The organism is Catenulispora sp. EB89 (assembly GCF_041261445.1).
GTDB lineage: Bacteria > Actinomycetota > Actinomycetes > Streptomycetales > Catenulisporaceae > Catenulispora.
In genome coordinates this window covers 214068-229408 of record NZ_JBGCCU010000013.1, presented here as the reverse complement: position 1 = coordinate 229408, position 15341 = coordinate 214068, and the positions used below count along the sequence as shown (strand labels likewise).

At 71.0% G+C, this 15341-nt stretch carries 17 protein-coding genes; 6 read left to right on the top strand and 11 right to left on the bottom strand.

The features are described 5' to 3' along the window. Positions 1-14 precede the first annotated feature (14 nt). The 3 genes from ABH920_RS26915 (at position 15) to gndA (ending at position 3259) form a co-directional block, all read left to right on the top strand. Complete coding sequence (locus ABH920_RS26915) at positions 15-1358, top strand: amidohydrolase (protein WP_370351908.1); 1344 nt, start codon at positions 15-17, stop codon at positions 1356-1358. Positions 1359-1410: 52 nt separating this feature from the next. Further along, a complete protein-coding gene (locus ABH920_RS26910; protein ID WP_370351907.1) occupies positions 1411-1737 on the top strand; it encodes a hypothetical protein in 327 nt (108 codons plus the stop codon). Between the two features lie 82 nt (positions 1738-1819). Further along, positions 1820-3259: an NADP-dependent phosphogluconate dehydrogenase gene (gndA, locus tag ABH920_RS26905; protein ID WP_370351906.1), complete on the top strand. Its 1440-nt coding sequence runs from the start codon at positions 1820-1822 to the stop codon at positions 3257-3259. A 119-nt stretch (positions 3260-3378) separates the two neighbouring features. On the opposite strand, the gene ABH920_RS26900 is transcribed toward gndA, so the two are convergent. Next, the gene (locus ABH920_RS26900) at positions 3379-3951 is read right to left on the bottom strand and encodes a TetR/AcrR family transcriptional regulator (RefSeq protein ID WP_370351905.1); all 573 of its coding nucleotides are present in this window, start codon (positions 3949-3951) and stop codon (positions 3379-3381) included. Between the two features lie 61 nt (positions 3952-4012). On the opposite strand from ABH920_RS26900, the gene ABH920_RS26895 reads away from it, so the two are divergent. Further along, positions 4013-4513 (top strand): FBP domain-containing protein, encoded by a 501-nt coding sequence (locus ABH920_RS26895; protein ID WP_370351904.1) that lies wholly within the window; start codon positions 4013-4015, stop codon positions 4511-4513. 153 nt (positions 4514-4666) lie between these two features. Here ABH920_RS26895 and ABH920_RS26890 read toward each other — a convergent pair whose 3' ends face one another. From ABH920_RS26890 to ABH920_RS26855, 8 genes are all read right to left on the bottom strand, one after another. Beyond that, complete coding sequence (locus tag ABH920_RS26890) at positions 4667-5842, bottom strand: serine hydrolase (RefSeq protein ID WP_370351903.1); 1176 nt, start codon at positions 5840-5842, stop codon at positions 4667-4669. Positions 5843-5927: 85 nt separating this feature from the next. After that, positions 5928-6284: a hypothetical protein gene (locus ABH920_RS26885; protein ID WP_370351902.1), complete on the bottom strand. Its 357-nt coding sequence runs from the start codon at positions 6282-6284 to the stop codon at positions 5928-5930. A gap of 32 nt (positions 6285-6316) precedes the next feature. Then, the gene (locus ABH920_RS26880) at positions 6317-6943 is read right to left on the bottom strand and encodes an HAD family hydrolase (RefSeq protein ID WP_370351901.1); all 627 of its coding nucleotides are present in this window, start codon (positions 6941-6943) and stop codon (positions 6317-6319) included. Further along, entirely contained in the window at positions 6940-7758 is an 819-nt protein-coding gene (locus tag ABH920_RS26875) for an enoyl-CoA hydratase (RefSeq protein WP_370351900.1), read from the bottom strand. Before ABH920_RS26875 ends, ABH920_RS26880 begins: the two co-directional genes overlap by 4 nt. A gap of 45 nt (positions 7759-7803) precedes the next feature. Further along, positions 7804-8586: a 3-oxoacyl-ACP reductase FabG gene (gene fabG, locus ABH920_RS26870; RefSeq protein WP_370351899.1), complete on the bottom strand. Its 783-nt coding sequence runs from the start codon at positions 8584-8586 to the stop codon at positions 7804-7806. Next, complete coding sequence (locus ABH920_RS26865; RefSeq protein ID WP_370351898.1) at positions 8583-9605, bottom strand: phosphotransferase family protein; 1023 nt, start codon at positions 9603-9605, stop codon at positions 8583-8585. Before ABH920_RS26865 ends, fabG begins: the two co-directional genes overlap by 4 nt. Beyond that, complete coding sequence (locus tag ABH920_RS26860; protein ID WP_370351897.1) at positions 9598-10365, bottom strand: SDR family oxidoreductase; 768 nt, start codon at positions 10363-10365, stop codon at positions 9598-9600. Before ABH920_RS26860 ends, ABH920_RS26865 begins: the two co-directional genes overlap by 8 nt. 76 nt (positions 10366-10441) lie before the next feature. After that, on the bottom strand, positions 10442-11650 hold the full coding sequence (locus ABH920_RS26855; protein WP_370351896.1) for an acyl-CoA dehydrogenase family protein: 1209 nt from the start codon (positions 11648-11650) through the stop codon (positions 10442-10444). A 56-nt stretch (positions 11651-11706) separates the two neighbouring features. On the opposite strand from ABH920_RS26855, the gene ABH920_RS26850 reads away from it, so the two are divergent. Beyond that, entirely contained in the window at positions 11707-12363 is a 657-nt protein-coding gene (locus ABH920_RS26850; RefSeq protein WP_370351895.1) for a TetR/AcrR family transcriptional regulator, read from the top strand. 11 nt (positions 12364-12374) lie between these two features. Then, positions 12375-12959, top strand: coding sequence for a hypothetical protein (locus ABH920_RS26845; protein ID WP_370351894.1), 585 nt, complete (start codon positions 12375-12377; stop codon positions 12957-12959). Positions 12960-12989: 30 nt separating this feature from the next. Here ABH920_RS26845 and ABH920_RS26840 read toward each other — a convergent pair whose 3' ends face one another. Further along, positions 12990-14129 carry an acyl-CoA dehydrogenase family protein gene (locus ABH920_RS26840; RefSeq protein ID WP_370351893.1) on the bottom strand — a complete coding sequence of 380 codons (1140 nt, stop codon included), beginning with the start codon at positions 14127-14129 and terminating at the stop codon, positions 12990-12992. Beyond that, complete coding sequence (locus ABH920_RS26835) at positions 14108-15316, bottom strand: acyl-CoA dehydrogenase family protein (protein WP_370351892.1); 1209 nt, start codon at positions 15314-15316, stop codon at positions 14108-14110. The genes ABH920_RS26840 and ABH920_RS26835 overlap by 22 nt, the downstream gene beginning before the upstream one ends. Between the last annotated feature and the right edge of the window lie 25 nt (positions 15317-15341).

The following is a 15341-nucleotide window of genomic DNA, read 5'->3' as shown; positions in this document are numbered from 1 at the left end:
GGAACGGAGCCAGCATGACCGAGCCCGCCAGAGCAGCCGCTGCCGACCTTTTGCGTGGGCTGGAGGATGTCCTCCCAGGACTGCGCGACCTCTACAAGGATCTCCATGAGCATCCCGAGCTCTCCTTTCAGGAGGTCCGGACAGCGGGCATCGTCGTGGAGCGGCTGCGCGCGGCGGGGTGGGACGTCACCGAAGGGCTCGGCGGCACGGAGAAGATCGCCGGTACCGGCGTCGTGGGCGTGCTCCACGGTGGCCTGAGCGATGGCCTGAACGGCTCAGCCGAAGCCCCGGTGATCCTGCTCCGCGCCGACATGGACGCCCTCCCGGTCCGCGAGGAGACCGGCCTCCCCTACGCCTCCACCGTCACCGCCACCGATCTCGACGGCACCGAGGTCCCGGTGATGCACGCCTGCGGCCACGACGTCCACGTCACCTGCCTGCTCGGCGTCACCGACCTGCTGGCCGCCAACCGCGCGTCCTGGGGCGGCACGGTGGTGGCCGTCTTCCAGCCGGCCGAGGAGGTCGGCGGCGCGCCGAAGATGATCGAGGACGGCTTCCCCGACCGCTTCCCCCGCCCCGAGATCTGCCTCGGGCAGCACGTCGGCCCGGCGCCGGCCGGGCTGGTCGGCACTCGCCCCGGCCCGGTGATGAGCTCCTGCGACACGCTGCGCGTCAAGATCTTCGGGCGTGGCGGGCACGGGTCGATGCCCGAGGCGACCATCGACCCGGTGGTCATCGCCGCCGCGATCGTCATGCGGTTGCAGACGATCGTGTCCCGCGAGATCGCGGCGAGCCGGTCGGCCGTGGTCACCGTCGGCTCCATCCACGCCGGCACCCGCGGCAACGTCATCCCGGACGACGCCGAGCTCGCCGTCACCGTCCGCACCACCACGCCGGCGGTGCGGGAGAAGGTGCTGGCCGCGATCACGCGCGTGGTGAACGCCGAGGCCGCCGCCTCCGGGGCGGAGCGGATGCCGGAGATCACGCCGCTGGACGAGCTGCCGCTGCTGGTGAACGACCAGGCGGCGACCGACGTGGTGCTCGACGCGTTCCGCACGCTGCTCGGCCCGGACCGGGTGTTCGTGCTGCCGAGCACGCTGACCGGCAGCGAGGACTTCGGGCACTTCGGCGCCACGCTCGGCGTCCCGTCCGTGTTCTGGCACTTCGGCGGCCTGGACCTCGCCGACTTCACCGAGCAGGACATCCTGTCCCTGTTGGAGGACGGGGTGCCGGCCACGCTGCCCAGCAACCACTCCCCGAAGTTCGCCCCGGCGATCGACCCGACGCTGGAGGTCGGGGTGCGGCTGATGGTGGCCGCCGCGAGCGCGTGGCTGGCGGGCACGCCGGCGGCAGAATAGGCGTTAGGCCTGTTAGGCCAGTGGAACTGGGCCTTCTGAAAGGGAGCGCTGCATGGGTGTCGGTGGATGGCTGCGCAAGAGTACGGACCGGTTCCTGAGCCGGTTCGAGGATCCGCTGGAGCAGTTCGAACTGGCCCGGCGGCGGCAGCTGGATCTGCTGGGCGACCTGGAGCACCGGCTTCTGCTGGTGCAGCCCGGCTCCCTGGAGGAGACGAACTTGCTCAAGGCCAAGTCCGATCTGGAGGGGCGGATCTCGGAGTTCCAGGGCATCATCGCGCGGCTGAAGGCTTCGCAGTCCGCCGGGGCCTCGGCCTCGGCGGCGGACCGGCTGGAGGAGGAGATGGCGCGGCTGGCGGAGGACGCCCGGCGCTGGGGCTGAGCACCGCCGACCCCTGAATACAGGGGTAAAGCTGGGGTTGATGGAAATGCCGTCAAAGGCCTGAGGTGTTAGGTTTCCCCTCATGCAGGCATCAGCGCAAATCGGCGTCACCGGACTCGCCGTCATGGGCCGCAACCTGGCGCGGAACTTCGCCCGGCACGGCTACACCGTCGCCCTTCACAACCGTACGGCCACTCGTACCCACGCTCTCGTCGAGGAGTTCGGGAGCGAGGGGACGTTCGTCCCGACTTCAGACCCCGAGGAGTTCGTCGCGGCGCTCGAGAAACCCCGGCGCCTGATGATCATGGTGAAGGCCGGGGAGGCCACCGACGCCGTGATCGACGAGTTCGCCCCGCTGCTGGAGCCCGGCGACATGATCATCGACGGCGGCAACGCGCACTTCCTGGACACCCGGCGCCGCGAGAAGGCGCTGCGCGAGCAGGGCATCCACTTCGTCGGCTCCGGCGTCTCCGGCGGCGAGGAGGGTGCGCTGCACGGCCCCTCGGTCATGCCCGGCGGCTCCGCGGAGTCCTACGCCGTGCTCGGGCCGATGCTGGAGGCGATCAGCGCCAAGGTGGACGGCGAGCCGTGCTGCACGCACATCGGCACCGACGGCGCCGGGCACTTCGTGAAGATGGTGCACAACGGCATCGAGTACGCCGACATGCAGCTCATCGCCGAGGCCTACGACCTGCTGCGGCACGTCGCGGACTACACCCCGGCGCAGATCGCGGACGTCTTCCGGGTCTGGAACAAGGGCCGGCTGAACTCCTACCTGATCGAGATCACGGCCGAGATCCTGGCGCACACCGACGCCGGGACCGACAAGCCGTTCGTGGACATCGTGCGCGACGCCGCCGAGCAGAAGGGCACCGGCCGCTGGACCGTGCAGACCGCGCTGGACCTCGGCTCGCCGGTGACCGCGATCGCGCAGGCCACGTTCGCCCGCGTGGCCTCCAGCCGGACCGCGCTGCGCGAGGCGTACCGGCAGCTGCCCGGCGGCACCGAGCACCCGCTGCGGCCGCACGAGGCCGAGCGCTACGTCGCCACCGTCGAGCACGCGCTCTACGCGTCCAAGGTCATCGCCTACGACCAGGGCTGGACGATGATCAAGGACGCCGCCGAGGAGTTCGGCTGGGACATCGACCTGGGGAGCGTCGCGGCGATCTGGCGCGGCGGCTGCATCATCCGCGCGGCGTTCCTGGACCGGATCCGGGCCGCGTACACCACCGACGCGTCGCTGCCGAGCCTGCTGTCCGAGCCGGAGTTCGCCGACGAGATCTCCAAGGCCCAGGTGCCGTGGCGGGAGGTCATCGCCGCGGCGACGCGCCGCGGGATCCCGGTCCCGGCGTTCTCGGCGGCGCTGGCGTACTACGACACGCTGCGCGCCGAGCGGCTGCCGGCGGCTTTGATCCAGGGGCAGCGGGACTTCTTCGGGGCGCACACGTACCACCGGACCGATCGCGACGGCGCGTTCCACACGCTGTGGGCGGAGCCGGGGCGGCCTGAGGTCGAGGCCTGATTCGTTCGCATCGCGGCGTGCGGTGAGCTCCGGCTTGCCGCACGCCGCTTCGCTTTGCTGCACACGGTTTCGCGCTGTCGCACGCCGTTTCCCGCTGTCTCGCGCCGTTTCCCGGTGCCTTACGCGGTTTCCGGCCAGTTCCGCAGAGCCATGTCCAACGCCTCGAACGCGGCGTTCCAGGAGGCGTCGGCGGTGCGCGGGTTGTGGAGGTAGGAGCCGGCCGCCTCCAGCGTGACGAACCCCAGGATCGTGGCGCCGAGCAGCCGGACCGCGTCGGTCTCCGCCGGTTCGCCCAGGGCGTAGCCGCGGAGCAGCGCGCGGGTCAGGTCGGAGTGCCGGCGCGCGGCGTCGGCGGCGGGGGAGTCGACGGGCAGGGGCATCCGCGCGGCGGCGAACCGGCCGGGGCACTCCTTGGCGTAGTCGCGGTAGGCGGCGGCGAAGGCCATCAGCGCCTCCCGGCCCGAACGGCCCGCCAGCGCCTCGGAGAGCCGGTCGGCGAGCTCGGTCAGCGCCCGGCCCGCGACCCGGACCCGCAGGTCGTTGGCGTTGCGGATGTGCGAGTACAGGCTCGGTTCGCGCACCCCGAACCGGCGCGCCACCACCCCGATGGTGACGTTCTCGAAGCCGATCTCGTCGGCCAGCTCGGCGGCCGCGGTCACGAGGACGTCGGGGGACAGTCCGGCGCGCGCCATCTATCTCCTTGGTTAATTAACGATTTGCCTAACCCACTTAGGCAAGCTTACCGTACCGGACATGGAACCGATCACCGAGCGCGAGATCCGCACCAGCTTCGTCAACTGCTCCAAGGGCGAGGCCCAGCGGCTCGGGCTGCCCGCCGACTTCGCCGACAAGCCGTGGGCCGACCTGGACTTCCTGGGCTGGCGCGATCCCGGCGCCCCCGAGCGCGCCTACCTGGTGGTCCAGCACGAGGGCCGCACGGTCGGCATCTCGCTGCGCGCCTCCGGCGGCTCGGCCCGCGGCTTCAGCGCCCGCAGCATGTGCTCGATCTGCCTGACCACCCGCACCGGCGGCGGCGTGGTGCTGATGACCGCGCGGCGGATCGGCGAGTCCGGCCGCAACGGGAACTCGGTCGGCCAGTATCTGTGCTCTGATCTGCAGTGTTCGTTGTTCGTACGCGGGATCAAGGGCTCCGCGAACGGCCACGACCTGGACGAGACGGTGGACGTGGACAGCCGGATCGCCCGCGCCGACGACAATCTGCGCGCGTTCCTGAAGCGGATCTTCACGGAGTAGCCGGTGATCGGCCCCGCAAGGCGCACGCAATCCCGGCGCAACCGCCCCGATCTACCGTCGGAGCAGGCTGACGTCCTACCACGCGGCCTTTTTCGCGAACCGGCGCCGGTTTCCCCCACCGGCGTCGGTTCGACCTCGGCGGTACGCGGACGGTCAGACCATCGCCTCGATCAGGCGGCGGCTGACGATCAGCGCTTGGTAGAGCCCCTGTTCCGGTGAGGTGCCGGAGGCCTGGTGCAGGACGACGCCCAGGACGAGGTGGTCCTCGCCGTCGATGGTGCGGTGCGCGGCCCACATCAGGGCGCCGCCGGCCGGGGTGCTGGAGCCGGTCTTGCCGCCGACCACGCCGTCGGAGCCGAGCAGCGAGTCGGTGTTGGGCAGGACCGTCGGGTCGTCCGGGACCTGGGTCGAGGGCTCGCCGGTCAGGGTGACCAGGGTGGGGTCGGTCAGCGCGCTCTCGGCGAGCAGCAGCTGGTCGGCGGCGGTGCTGCGGGTGGTGGCGTCCAGGCCGCTGGGGTCGGTGTACGTGGTGTTCCTCATGCCCAGCTCGGCCGCCGCGTTGTTCATCCGGTCCACGAAGGCCGTCTGGTCGCCGGCGTCCCAGCGGGCCAGCAGCCGGGCGACGTTGTTCGCCGACGGGACGAGCATCAGCTCCAGCAGGGACCGCTCGCTGAGCCGCTGGCCGGCGCGCACCGGCGCCGAGCTCTCGTCACGCGAGTAGGACTCCGTCTCCGCCTGCTGGTCGACGGTGATGTCCGGCCCGTTCTGGCCGTCGGCCAGCGGATGGTCCTTGAGGATGACGTAGGCGGTCATCACCTTGGCCACGCTCGCGATCGGCACGGGGGTCTGGTCCCCGCAGGTGCCGAGGTCCCCGATGCCCTGCGCCCACAGCGCGGTCTCGCCGTCCTGCGGCCACGGCAGGGAGATGGCCAGGGTGCGGTAGGCCGGGGCGACGATCTTGAGGTCGGGTTGCGGAGGCGAGTTGCCACGGGTGGCGTAGACGGCCGCGATCGTGCCGCCGCCGAGCGCCAGCACGGTGCCGGCGGCGATGGCGGCGGTGCGCAGACGCCGCCGGGGCCGGGGCTTCTCGGCGGACGGTGGCGGTGGCGGTTCGTCGGCTGACTTCTCGGCGGGCTTCTCTGCGGGCTTCTCTGTGGCTTCCGCAGCGCGCTGCGCGGGCGGCTTCTCTAATCGGCCAGGCGCAGCCTCGGATCCCGGCGCCGACTCCACCGCTGGCGCCGCCGCCTCGGACCGCTCGGACTCCGGCTCGGTCGCCGGGATCTCAGAGCGCTCCGATGCCGCCTGCTCTTCCAGTTCTGGATTGGGCACCCATCGAAGCTAGCGGAGCCCCCGCGTCGAACGCGATCTCGAACCGAAGGTTGTGACAGAACCGCGGGACATCACTCAGGTCCGGCTAGGCCAGGAAGGTCGTCAGCACCGCCGCCGCGGCCCGCAGTTCAGCCGCCTTGTCCGCGTGGCCCGAGCCCTCGTAGACCTCAGCGGCGTGCTCGCGTTCGGCGATCTCCGCGCGCACGATCGCCGCGACGTCCGCCTCGCTCAGCTCGCGGCGCGCCGCCTCGGCCGCGCCGATCCCGACCGCGCTGGCCTCGATGGCCCCGGCGGCCGGCACCACGGCCACGTCCACGGCTTCGGCGTTCTCGATCGCGGCGAGCGTGGCGCGCAGCGTGGAGGCGGTGGCACGGTCGCGGGCCTTCATCGCGGCCGGAAGGGCGGCACGGAGGCGGTCACGCAGGGAACTCGGGTCGGTCATGGAATGACCGTAGGTGTGCCAGCCTCCGGTGATCAAACGCTTATACCGAACCATTCGGCCAAGGTGGCCACCGTGCGCTTGGAGTCGGTGTGGTGCAGCCCGACGATGCCGAGCCGTGCGGCGCCCTGCAGGTTGTGCTCCAGGTCGTCGATCATCACGCAGTCCGACGGCTCGACCCCCAGCCGCGTGCACGCGATCTCGTAGATCGCCCGCGACGGCTTGCGCACCCCCACCTCGCCGGAGATCACCGACGTGTCGGCCAGCTCCGCCAGGTCGTACCCGGCATAGGCGTCGTCGCCCAGCGAGTTGGAGACGATCGCCACCGGCACGCCGGCGGCCCGCAGCGCACGTATCGCGGCGACCATCTCCGCGTCCGGCTTCAGCAGCGCCTGGAACGAGTCGACGAACCCGGGCGCCGGCACGACGATCCCGCGCGGCGCCAACAGCTCGGCGATCCCGCGCTCGAACTCCGCCTGGTCGATCCGGCCGCATTCGTGCTCCACCAGCAGCGCGCCGGCGGCCGGCTCGCTCCGGAAGAGCGTCCCGAACAACGTCGGATCACCGGACACCGACACCGAATACGTTTCGAAGGCCTCGAAGATGCTCGACGTCAGCACTCCGCCGAAGTCGGTGAGGACGGCGCGGGGGGTGGTGCTCATGCCGACTCCAAGGGCGCGAACCGCGGCGGACGACGCTCCAGGTAACTGTGCACGCCCTCGGCGGCGTCGGGGTGGCGGAACGACTCGTGCATCAGCTTGTCCGCCACCGCGATCGCGGTCGGCAGGTCCGAATCCATCGCCTGGTACACCTGCTGCTTCATCAACGCCATGGACCGCGGCGAGCAGTTCTCGGCGAGGTCCGCCGCGTAGGCCAGAGTCTCGGCGACCAGGGACTCGGCGGGTAGGAGCCTGTCGACCAGGCCCATGGCGCGCGCCTCGTCGCCGAGCACCACCCGCGCCGACATCAGCAGGTCCAGCGCCCGGCTCTGTCCGACCAGGCGCGGCAGCAGCCAGGCGATCCCGTACTCGGCGATCAGGCCGCGCCGCGCGAAGGCCGTCGTGAACTTGGCTTCGTGCGTCGTGAAGCGCAGATCGCAGTACAGCGCCTGCACGAGTCCGAGCCCGGCCGCCGGTCCGTTGATCGCTGCGATCAGGGGTTTGCGAAAGGACAGTGGCCGCTCGCGGGGCCGGCGCTCGGCCTGCGCCTGGGCCTGCGTGATGGCGTCCGGATCGACCGTGCCGAGCTGCGACAGGTCCTCCATGTCGGCCCCGGCGCAGAACCCGCGTCCCGCGCCGGTGACCACCACGACCCGCACGTCGTCGTCGGCCTCCGCCTCGTCGAGCAGCGCGAAGTACCGCTCCTCCAGCGGGATGTTCCAGGCGTTCAGGCGCTCCGGCCGGTTGAGGGTGAGCAGCAGGACCGCGCCGTGCCGCTCGGCCAGGACCAGCTCGGGTGCCTCAGTGCTTTGCGTCATTGCTGCCTCTGCCTTCTTCTCAACAGGCCGGATCGGTCGGGCGTCTCAGTCCTTCGGCCCGCCGGCCGCGTAGATCACCTGGCCGGAGACGAACCCGGCGTCCTCGCGCACCAGGAACGAGGCCACGGCCGCGATGTCCTCGGGCTTGCCGGAGCGGCCGACCGGGATCTGGCTGATCGCGACCTCGCGGAAGACGTCGAAGTCGACGCCCATCCGAGCCGCGGTGGCCTTGGTCATGTCGGTCTCGATGAAGCCCGGCGCGATGGCGTTGGCGGTGACGCCGAACTTGCCGAGCTCGATCGCCAGCGTCTTGGTGAAGCCCTGCATGCCGGCCTTCGCCGCGGCGTAGTTCGCCTGGCCCCGGTTGCCCAGCGCCGAGGTGCTGGACAGGTTCACGATCCGGCCGAACCCGGCGTCCACCATGTGCTTCTGGGCGGCCCGCGACATCAGGAACGCGCCGCGCAGGTGGACGTTCATCACCGCGTCCCAGTCCCCGACGGTCATCTTGAACAGCAGGTTGTCGCGCAGGATCCCGGCGTTGTTGACCAGGATCGTGGGCGCGCCGAGCTCGGCGGCGATCCGGGTGACCGCCGCGGCCACCTGCTCCTCGTCGGACACGTCGCAGCCCACGGCCAGCGCCCTGCCGCCGGCCTTGGTGATCGCCGCGACGGTGTCCGCGCACGCGGTCTCGTCCAGGTCGACGACGGCGACCGCGTGCCCGTCGGCGGCCAGCCGGGCGGCCACGGCCGCGCCGATGCCGCGGGCGGCTCCGGTGACGATCGCGGTGCGCGGGGTGTCGTGCGGGGCGGCGGTGGTCTGGTCGGTCATGGCAGAGTCCTCAGCGCTTCGGTGATCAGGGCGTCGATCATGTCGGTGGTCGGGGCGGACGAGGAGGCGCGGTTGCGCGGCTCGTCCAGGACGCGCCGCAGCACGCCCTCGGCGATGATGGCGATCTTCCACAGGCCCAGCGCGTGCCAGAAGCCGAGCGCGGAGCCGTCCCGGCCGCTGGCGTCGAGGTAGGCCGCGGCCAGCTCGTCGCGGCTCGGGAAGCCGGGCATCATCGAGTGGCTGAGCAGGCCCGCGCCGGCCTCGCCGGCCGCCGGCCAGTAGGCCAGCAGCGTGCCGACGTCGGCCAGCGGGTCGCCGAGCGTGCACAGCTCCCAGTCCAGGACCGCGGTGACCGCGCCGTCCCGGGGCGAGACGATCACGTTGCGCAGGTGGAAGTCGCCGTGCACGAGGGTGAGCTCGCGCTGCTCGGGGATCGCCGCGGCCAGCCGGGCGGTCAGCGTGTCCAGGTCGGCGGACTCGCGGGTCTTCGAGTGCTGCCACTGCGTCGTCCAGCGCTTCAGCTGGCGCTCGGCGTAGGGCTTGTGGCTGGCCAGGTCGACCAGTCCGGTCTTGTCCAGGTCGACGGCGTGCACCGGCGCCAGGGCGCGGGCGATCGACAGGCCGACCGCGTGCCGGGTCGGCTCGTCGACTCCGGCGACGGTCTTCTCCCGGTCCAGGACCAGGCCGTCGACGAACTCCATCAGGACCATCGGGACGCCGTCCGCGTCCCACACGCCGAACACCTGCGGGACGGGCACGTCAGAGTCCTGCAACGCGGTCAGGATGCGCGCCTCGCGGGCCACGTCGTGCGCCGAGGCCAGCAGGTGGCCCAGCGGCGGGCGGCGCAGGATCCAGCGGCGCCCGGAACTGTCGGTGACCGCGTAGGTCAGGTTCGACTGCCCGACGCCGACCCGGGTCAGCGACAGCGGGAGCTCGTGGTCGATCCCTGATTCGCGCAGCCAGCCGGAGACCAGCCCTGGCAGCTCCTCTGGTGCGGGACCGGCCGATGCCTCAGACACCGGCCTGCCCCAGCAGCGCGCCGCCGTCGATGACCAGCGTCTCGCCGGTGATCCAGGCCGCGGCGTCGGAGGCCAGGAAGGCGACCGCCGAGGACACGTCCTCCGGCTCGCCGATGCGGCCCAGCGGGTAGGAGCCGGCGACCTCCTCTTCGCGCTCGAACAGGGCCGCGGCCAGCTTGGTGCGGACCACCGCCGGCGCTACGCCGTTGACCCGCACCTTCGGCGCCAGCTCCAGCGCAAGCTGCTTGGTGACGTGGATCAGCGCGGCCTTGCTGGCGTTGTAGACGCCGAGGTTCGGCGCGACGTGGATGCCGCCGATCGAGGCGGTGTTCACCACCGAGCCGCCGTGCTCGCCCATCCACGCCTTCACCGCCAGCGAGGTCCACAGGATCGGGCCCCACAGGTTGGTGTCGAGCGTCTTGGCGAAGCGGCTCTTCTCGATGTCGATCAGCGGGCCGTACGCCGGGTTGGTGCCGGCGTTGTTGACCAGGATGTCCAGGCTGCCGAAGCGCTCGATGGCGAACGCCACGCAGGCGCGGGCCGCGTCCTCGTCGGTGGCGTGCGCCTGGAAGCCGACCGCGGTGCCGGGTCCTTCGACCTGCTTGGCGGCTTCCTCGGCGTTCTCCTTGGTGCGCGAGGTGAGGACGACGTTCGCGCCGCCGGCGGCCAGCGTCTGCGCGATCGCCAGGCCGATGCCGCGCGAAGCGCCGGTGACGATGGCCGTGCGGCCGTTCAGCGAGGGGATGAGGGGGCTGGTCATGAGCTGAGGGGACTCCTGTATATCAGTGCTTGTACACAGATTGGTGCTAGAACACAGATCAGTGCTAGAACACAGATCAGTGCTTGTACTTGGCGAGTTCGATCCGGGCGATGGAGCGCTTGTGGACCTCGTCCGGTCCGTCGGCCAGCCGCAGCGTCCGCAGGTGGGCCCAGGCCCAGGCCAGCGGGAAGTCGTCGGTGACCCCGGCGCCGCCGTGCACCTGGATCGCGCGGTCGATGATGCGCAGCGCCATCTCCGGGGCCGCGACCTTGATGGCGGCGATCTCGGTGCGCGCGGCCTTGTTGCCGACCGTGTCCATCATCCAGGCGGCCTTCAGCGTCAGCAGCCGCGTCTGCTCGATGTCGATCCGGGACTCGGCGATCCAGTCCTGGATGTTGGCGCGCTCGGCGAGCGGCCGGCCGAAGGTGACGCGCTCGGAGGCGCGGCGGCACATCAGTTCCAGCGCGCGCTCGGCCATGCCGATGGTGCGCATGCAGTGGTGGATCCGGCCCGGGCCCAGGCGCGCCTGGCTGATCGCGAAGCCCTCGCCCTCGCCCTTGAGCAGGTCCTCGGCCGGGACGAAGACGTCCTCGAAGGTGATCTCGGCGTGCCCCTCGCGGTCCTGGTAGCCGAAGACCGGCAGCGAGCGCACGATCGTGACGCCCGGCGCGTCCAGCGGCACCACCATCATCGACTGCTGGCGGTGCGGCTCGGCCTCCGGGTCGGTCTTGCCCATGACGATCAGCACGCGGCAGTTCTGGTGCATGGCGTTGGACGTGAACCACTTGCGGCCGTTGAGCACGTAGCCGCCGCGCGCGTCGTCGCGGACCATGAGCATCTCGATGTTGGTCGCGTCCGAGGAGGCCACGGCCGGCTCGGTCATCGCGAACCCGGACCGGATCTCGCCGTCCAGCAGCGGCTTGAGCCACTTCTCCTTGTGCGCCTCGGACCCGAAGAGCGTGAGCACTTCCATGTTGCCGGTGTCGGGGGCGGCGCAGTTGGTGGCCTCCGGCGCGAGGTGGCTGCGGCCCATGATCTCGGCCAGCGGCGCGTACTCGAAGTTGGTGAGCCCGGGGCCCCATTCGGGGTGCGGGTGGAAGAGGTTCCACAACCCGCGCTTCCGGGCCTCGGTCTTCAGCTCCTCGATGACCGCGGGCTGGTGATGAGGGTCCCCGGAGGCGCGCATCTGCTCCTCGTAGACCTCTTCGGCGGGGTAGATCTGCTCGTCCATGAAGGCGAGGAGATCGTCCTGGTAGCGCTTCGCGCGGTCGGAGACAACGAACATGATTCCGGTATAGTTGAGGTCGGCGTCAAGTTCAAGTAGGGAGACGGCGTTTCGGCATGGTGAAGTCTGAGGTTCGCGTCACACCGCGCAGCGCACGCGGGATCCGCACGCGGAACGCACTGGTCGCGGCCGCGCGCGTGGTGTTCGAGCGCGACGGATACCTGGACGCCCGGCTGGCCGACATCTCGGCCGAAGCCGGCGTCGCCTCCGGCTCGCTGTACACCTACTTCGAGGGCAAAGAGGAGATCTTCCAGGCGGTCGCCGAGCAGGTGACCGAGGAGATGGTGCACCCGCACCTGCGCGCCCGGACCGGTGTCACGGACCCGCGCGAGCTGATCGACCTCGCCAATCGCGAGTACCTGCGCGCGTACAAGAAGAACGCCAAGCTGATGGGCCTGTTCGAGCAGGTGTCGCACATCGACGAGGAGTTCCGCGCGGTGCGGATCGAGCGCGCGAACGCCTTCGTGCAGCGCAACGCGAAGATGATCCGGACGTTGCAGGACGCCGGGGCCGCCGATCCGGAGCTGGATCCGCTGCTGACGGCGCACGCGCTGTCGGGGATGGTGTCGCGGATGGCCTTCGTGGCGTACGTGCAGAAGGTGCCGATGCCGTTCGAGAAGTTGGTGGAGACGCTGAACCGGATCTGGATCAAGGCGCTGAGCCTGCCGGCTGTGGGCGGCTCTATGAACGGCTCTGTGGGCGGCTCCGAATAGGCTCCGGGCCCATGGGCTACAACACCGACTTCCGGGGCGCGGTCGCGGTCGTGCCGCCGCTGAACCGGCATGAGATCGCGTATCTCCGGCGTTTCGCGGGCACCCGGCGCATGGACCGGGATCTCGGACCGTACTACTGCGGTACGGGATTTAGGGGCCAGGATGAGGAACCGGACATCCGCGACTACAACAAGCCGGGGTTCGAGCAGCCCGGGCTGTGGTGCAAGTGGGAGCCGACGGACGACGGCGGCCGGATCCAGTGGAACCAGATCGAGAAGTTCTATGACGGCGAGCTGTGGATGGCGTACCTGGTGAGGAACTTCCTCATGCCGGACGCGCTCCTTGCCGAAGAGCTGAAGTCCCGTGTCGAAGGCCGCTACTACGCGCCGGAGTTCGCCCACTTCACGTTTGACCACCTGGTGAACGGAGTCATCGACGCGGAGGGCGAGGAGGAGGACGACGTCTGGCAGCTCATCGTCACCGACAACGTGGTCACCACGCGCGCCGACGGCGAGGAGTCCGCTCCGATCACGGACACCGCGTGGGGCGTTTACCTGCGAGCGGAGGCCGAGCTCACCGCTTCCGATGAGCTCTGACCTGCCCTCGTCGTCAACCGCCGGGCGCGCTCAGCTCGCCGGCAGGTCCACCAACTCCGCGAGGCGCCGCCGGTGCCGCGAAGGAGCGCCGAGCGCGAGCGACGTGCTCTTCGCGCGCTTCAGATACAGGTGCGCGGGGTGCTCCCAGGTGAAGCCGATGCCGCCGTGCATCTGCACGCACTCCTCGGCGGCCTGAACCGCGACCGCCGAACAGTGCGCCTGCGCCACGGCGACCGCGATCGCCTGCTCCTCGCCGGTGGCCGACACCGCGTGGCGCGCGACTGCGCGGGCCTGCGCGATCTGTACCCACAGCTGCGCCAGCCGGTGCTTGAGGCCTTGGTAGGACCCGACCGCGCGGCCGAACTGGTGCCGCGTCTTCACGTACTCGACCGTGGTTGCCAGGCAGCGCTCGGCCAGCCCCAACTGCTCGGAGGCGAGGATCGCCGCCGCGCTGAGCAGCGCGCTCTGGAGCGCGCCGTAGCGCGTCGTCAGCAGCATGGCGGGGGTGTCGTCGTACTCGATGTCGCACAGGACGCGCGTCATGTCGAGCGACGTCACCGCCGTGCGCTTCGCGTCCGAGGCCTGCACGACGTAGATCGAGCCGTCGGCCGGGACCAGCAGGACATCGGCCGGCAGCGCGTCCGCGACGCTCGTGACCCGACCGGTGACGCGGGCCTCGTGCGGATCCTCGCGGGGCGGCCAGGGCGTGACCGAGACCCGGCCCTTGTACGTCGTGTCCGGCGAGCGCGTGAACGGGATCGCGACGGCGACCGTCTGCTCGCCCGCGGCGATCCGGCGGAGCAGTTCGTCGGCCGCGGCGGCGGTGCCGTTGCCGGCGTCGTGGACGGCCAGCAGCAGCGCGGTGGCGGTCAGGTTGCCCAGGAACGGGACCGGCGCGACCGCCTTGCCCAGCTCCTCGGCGACCACCGCGGCCTCGCGCAGCGAAGCGCCGGCGCCGCCGAGCGATTCGGGGATCAGCAGTCCCGCCGCGCCGATCCCGGTGCCGAGCGCCTTCCACAGCTCCGCGTCGTAGGGCTCGGCCGACTCGGTCCGGGCCAGCACCGAGGCCCACGGCGCGCGGTCGGCGAGCAGGTCGGCGACGGCGGTGCGCAGCTCTTCTTCGGGCTCTGAGTAGAGCAGTTCCTCGCTCACCGGGGGAGGTCCTTCCACGCGACGTCCTTGTCCGCCCGGATCTCGCCGGGCAGGCCCAGGACGCGTTCGGCGATGATGTTCAGCAGGATCTCCGAGGTGCCGCCCTCGATCGAGTTGCCCTTGGCCCGCAGGTAGCGGTAGCCGGGGGAGCGGCCGACGAAGTCGACGGTGTCGGGCCGGCGCATGGTCCAGTCGTCGTAGCGCAGGCCCTCCTCGCCGAGCAGTTCCAGCTCCAGGCCGGAGATCTGCTGGTTGAGCGTGGCGAAGGCGTACTTCGCCGCCGAGCCCTCGGGGCCGGGCTGGCCGGCCGCGAGCTGCGCGGACAGGCGCATCGCGGTCAGGCGCGCGGCTTCGGCGGCGACCCAGAGGATCATCAGCCGGTCGTGCAGCGCGGCGTCGCGGACCCCGGGATTGTCGCGCCAGCGCTGGGCCAGCACGCCGATCATCCCCGACTCGCGCGGCGAGGACCCGCCGCCGATCGCCACGCGCTCGTTCATCAGCGTGGTCTGCGCGACCTTCCAGCCTTCGCCGACCGCGCCGAGGCGCTGGCTGTCGGGGATGCGGACGTCGGTGAGGAAGACCTCGTTGAACTCGGCCTCGCCGGTGAGCTGCCGCAGCGGCCGTACCTCGACGCCGGGGGCGGTCATGTCCAGGACGAAATAGGTCATGCCCTGGTGCTTGGGGACGTCCGGATCGGTGCGGGTGACCAGGATTGCCCAGCGCGCCTCGTGCGCCATGGACGTCCAGACCTTCTGGCCGTTGACGATCCAGTCGGCGCTGTCGCCTTCGCCTTCGCTGTCGCGGACGGCGCGGGTGGCCAGCGCGGCGAGGTCGGATCCGGCGCCGGGCTCGGAGAAGAGCTGGCACCAGACCTCCTCCCCGCACCACAGCGGCCGCAGCCAGCGCTGCTTCTGCTCGTCGCTGCCGAAGGCGAGGATGGTCGGCGCGGCCATCCCCAACCCGATGCCGATACGCCGGGGGTCGTTGTCGGGCGCGCCGGCCGCAGCGAACGCCTTCTCGGCGACCGGCTGCAGGTCACGCGGCAGCCCCAGCCCGCCGAGGCCTTCGGGATAGTGGAGCCAGGCCAGCCCGGCGTCGAAGCGGGCTCGGAGGAAGTCCTGTTTGCTGGTGGTGCGGGGATCATGGGCGGCCAGGAAGTCCTGGACGCGGTTCTCGAGGTCGTGCTGGGTGATCAATGGCGGCACCCTTGCTTTCCAACCGGTCGGTAAC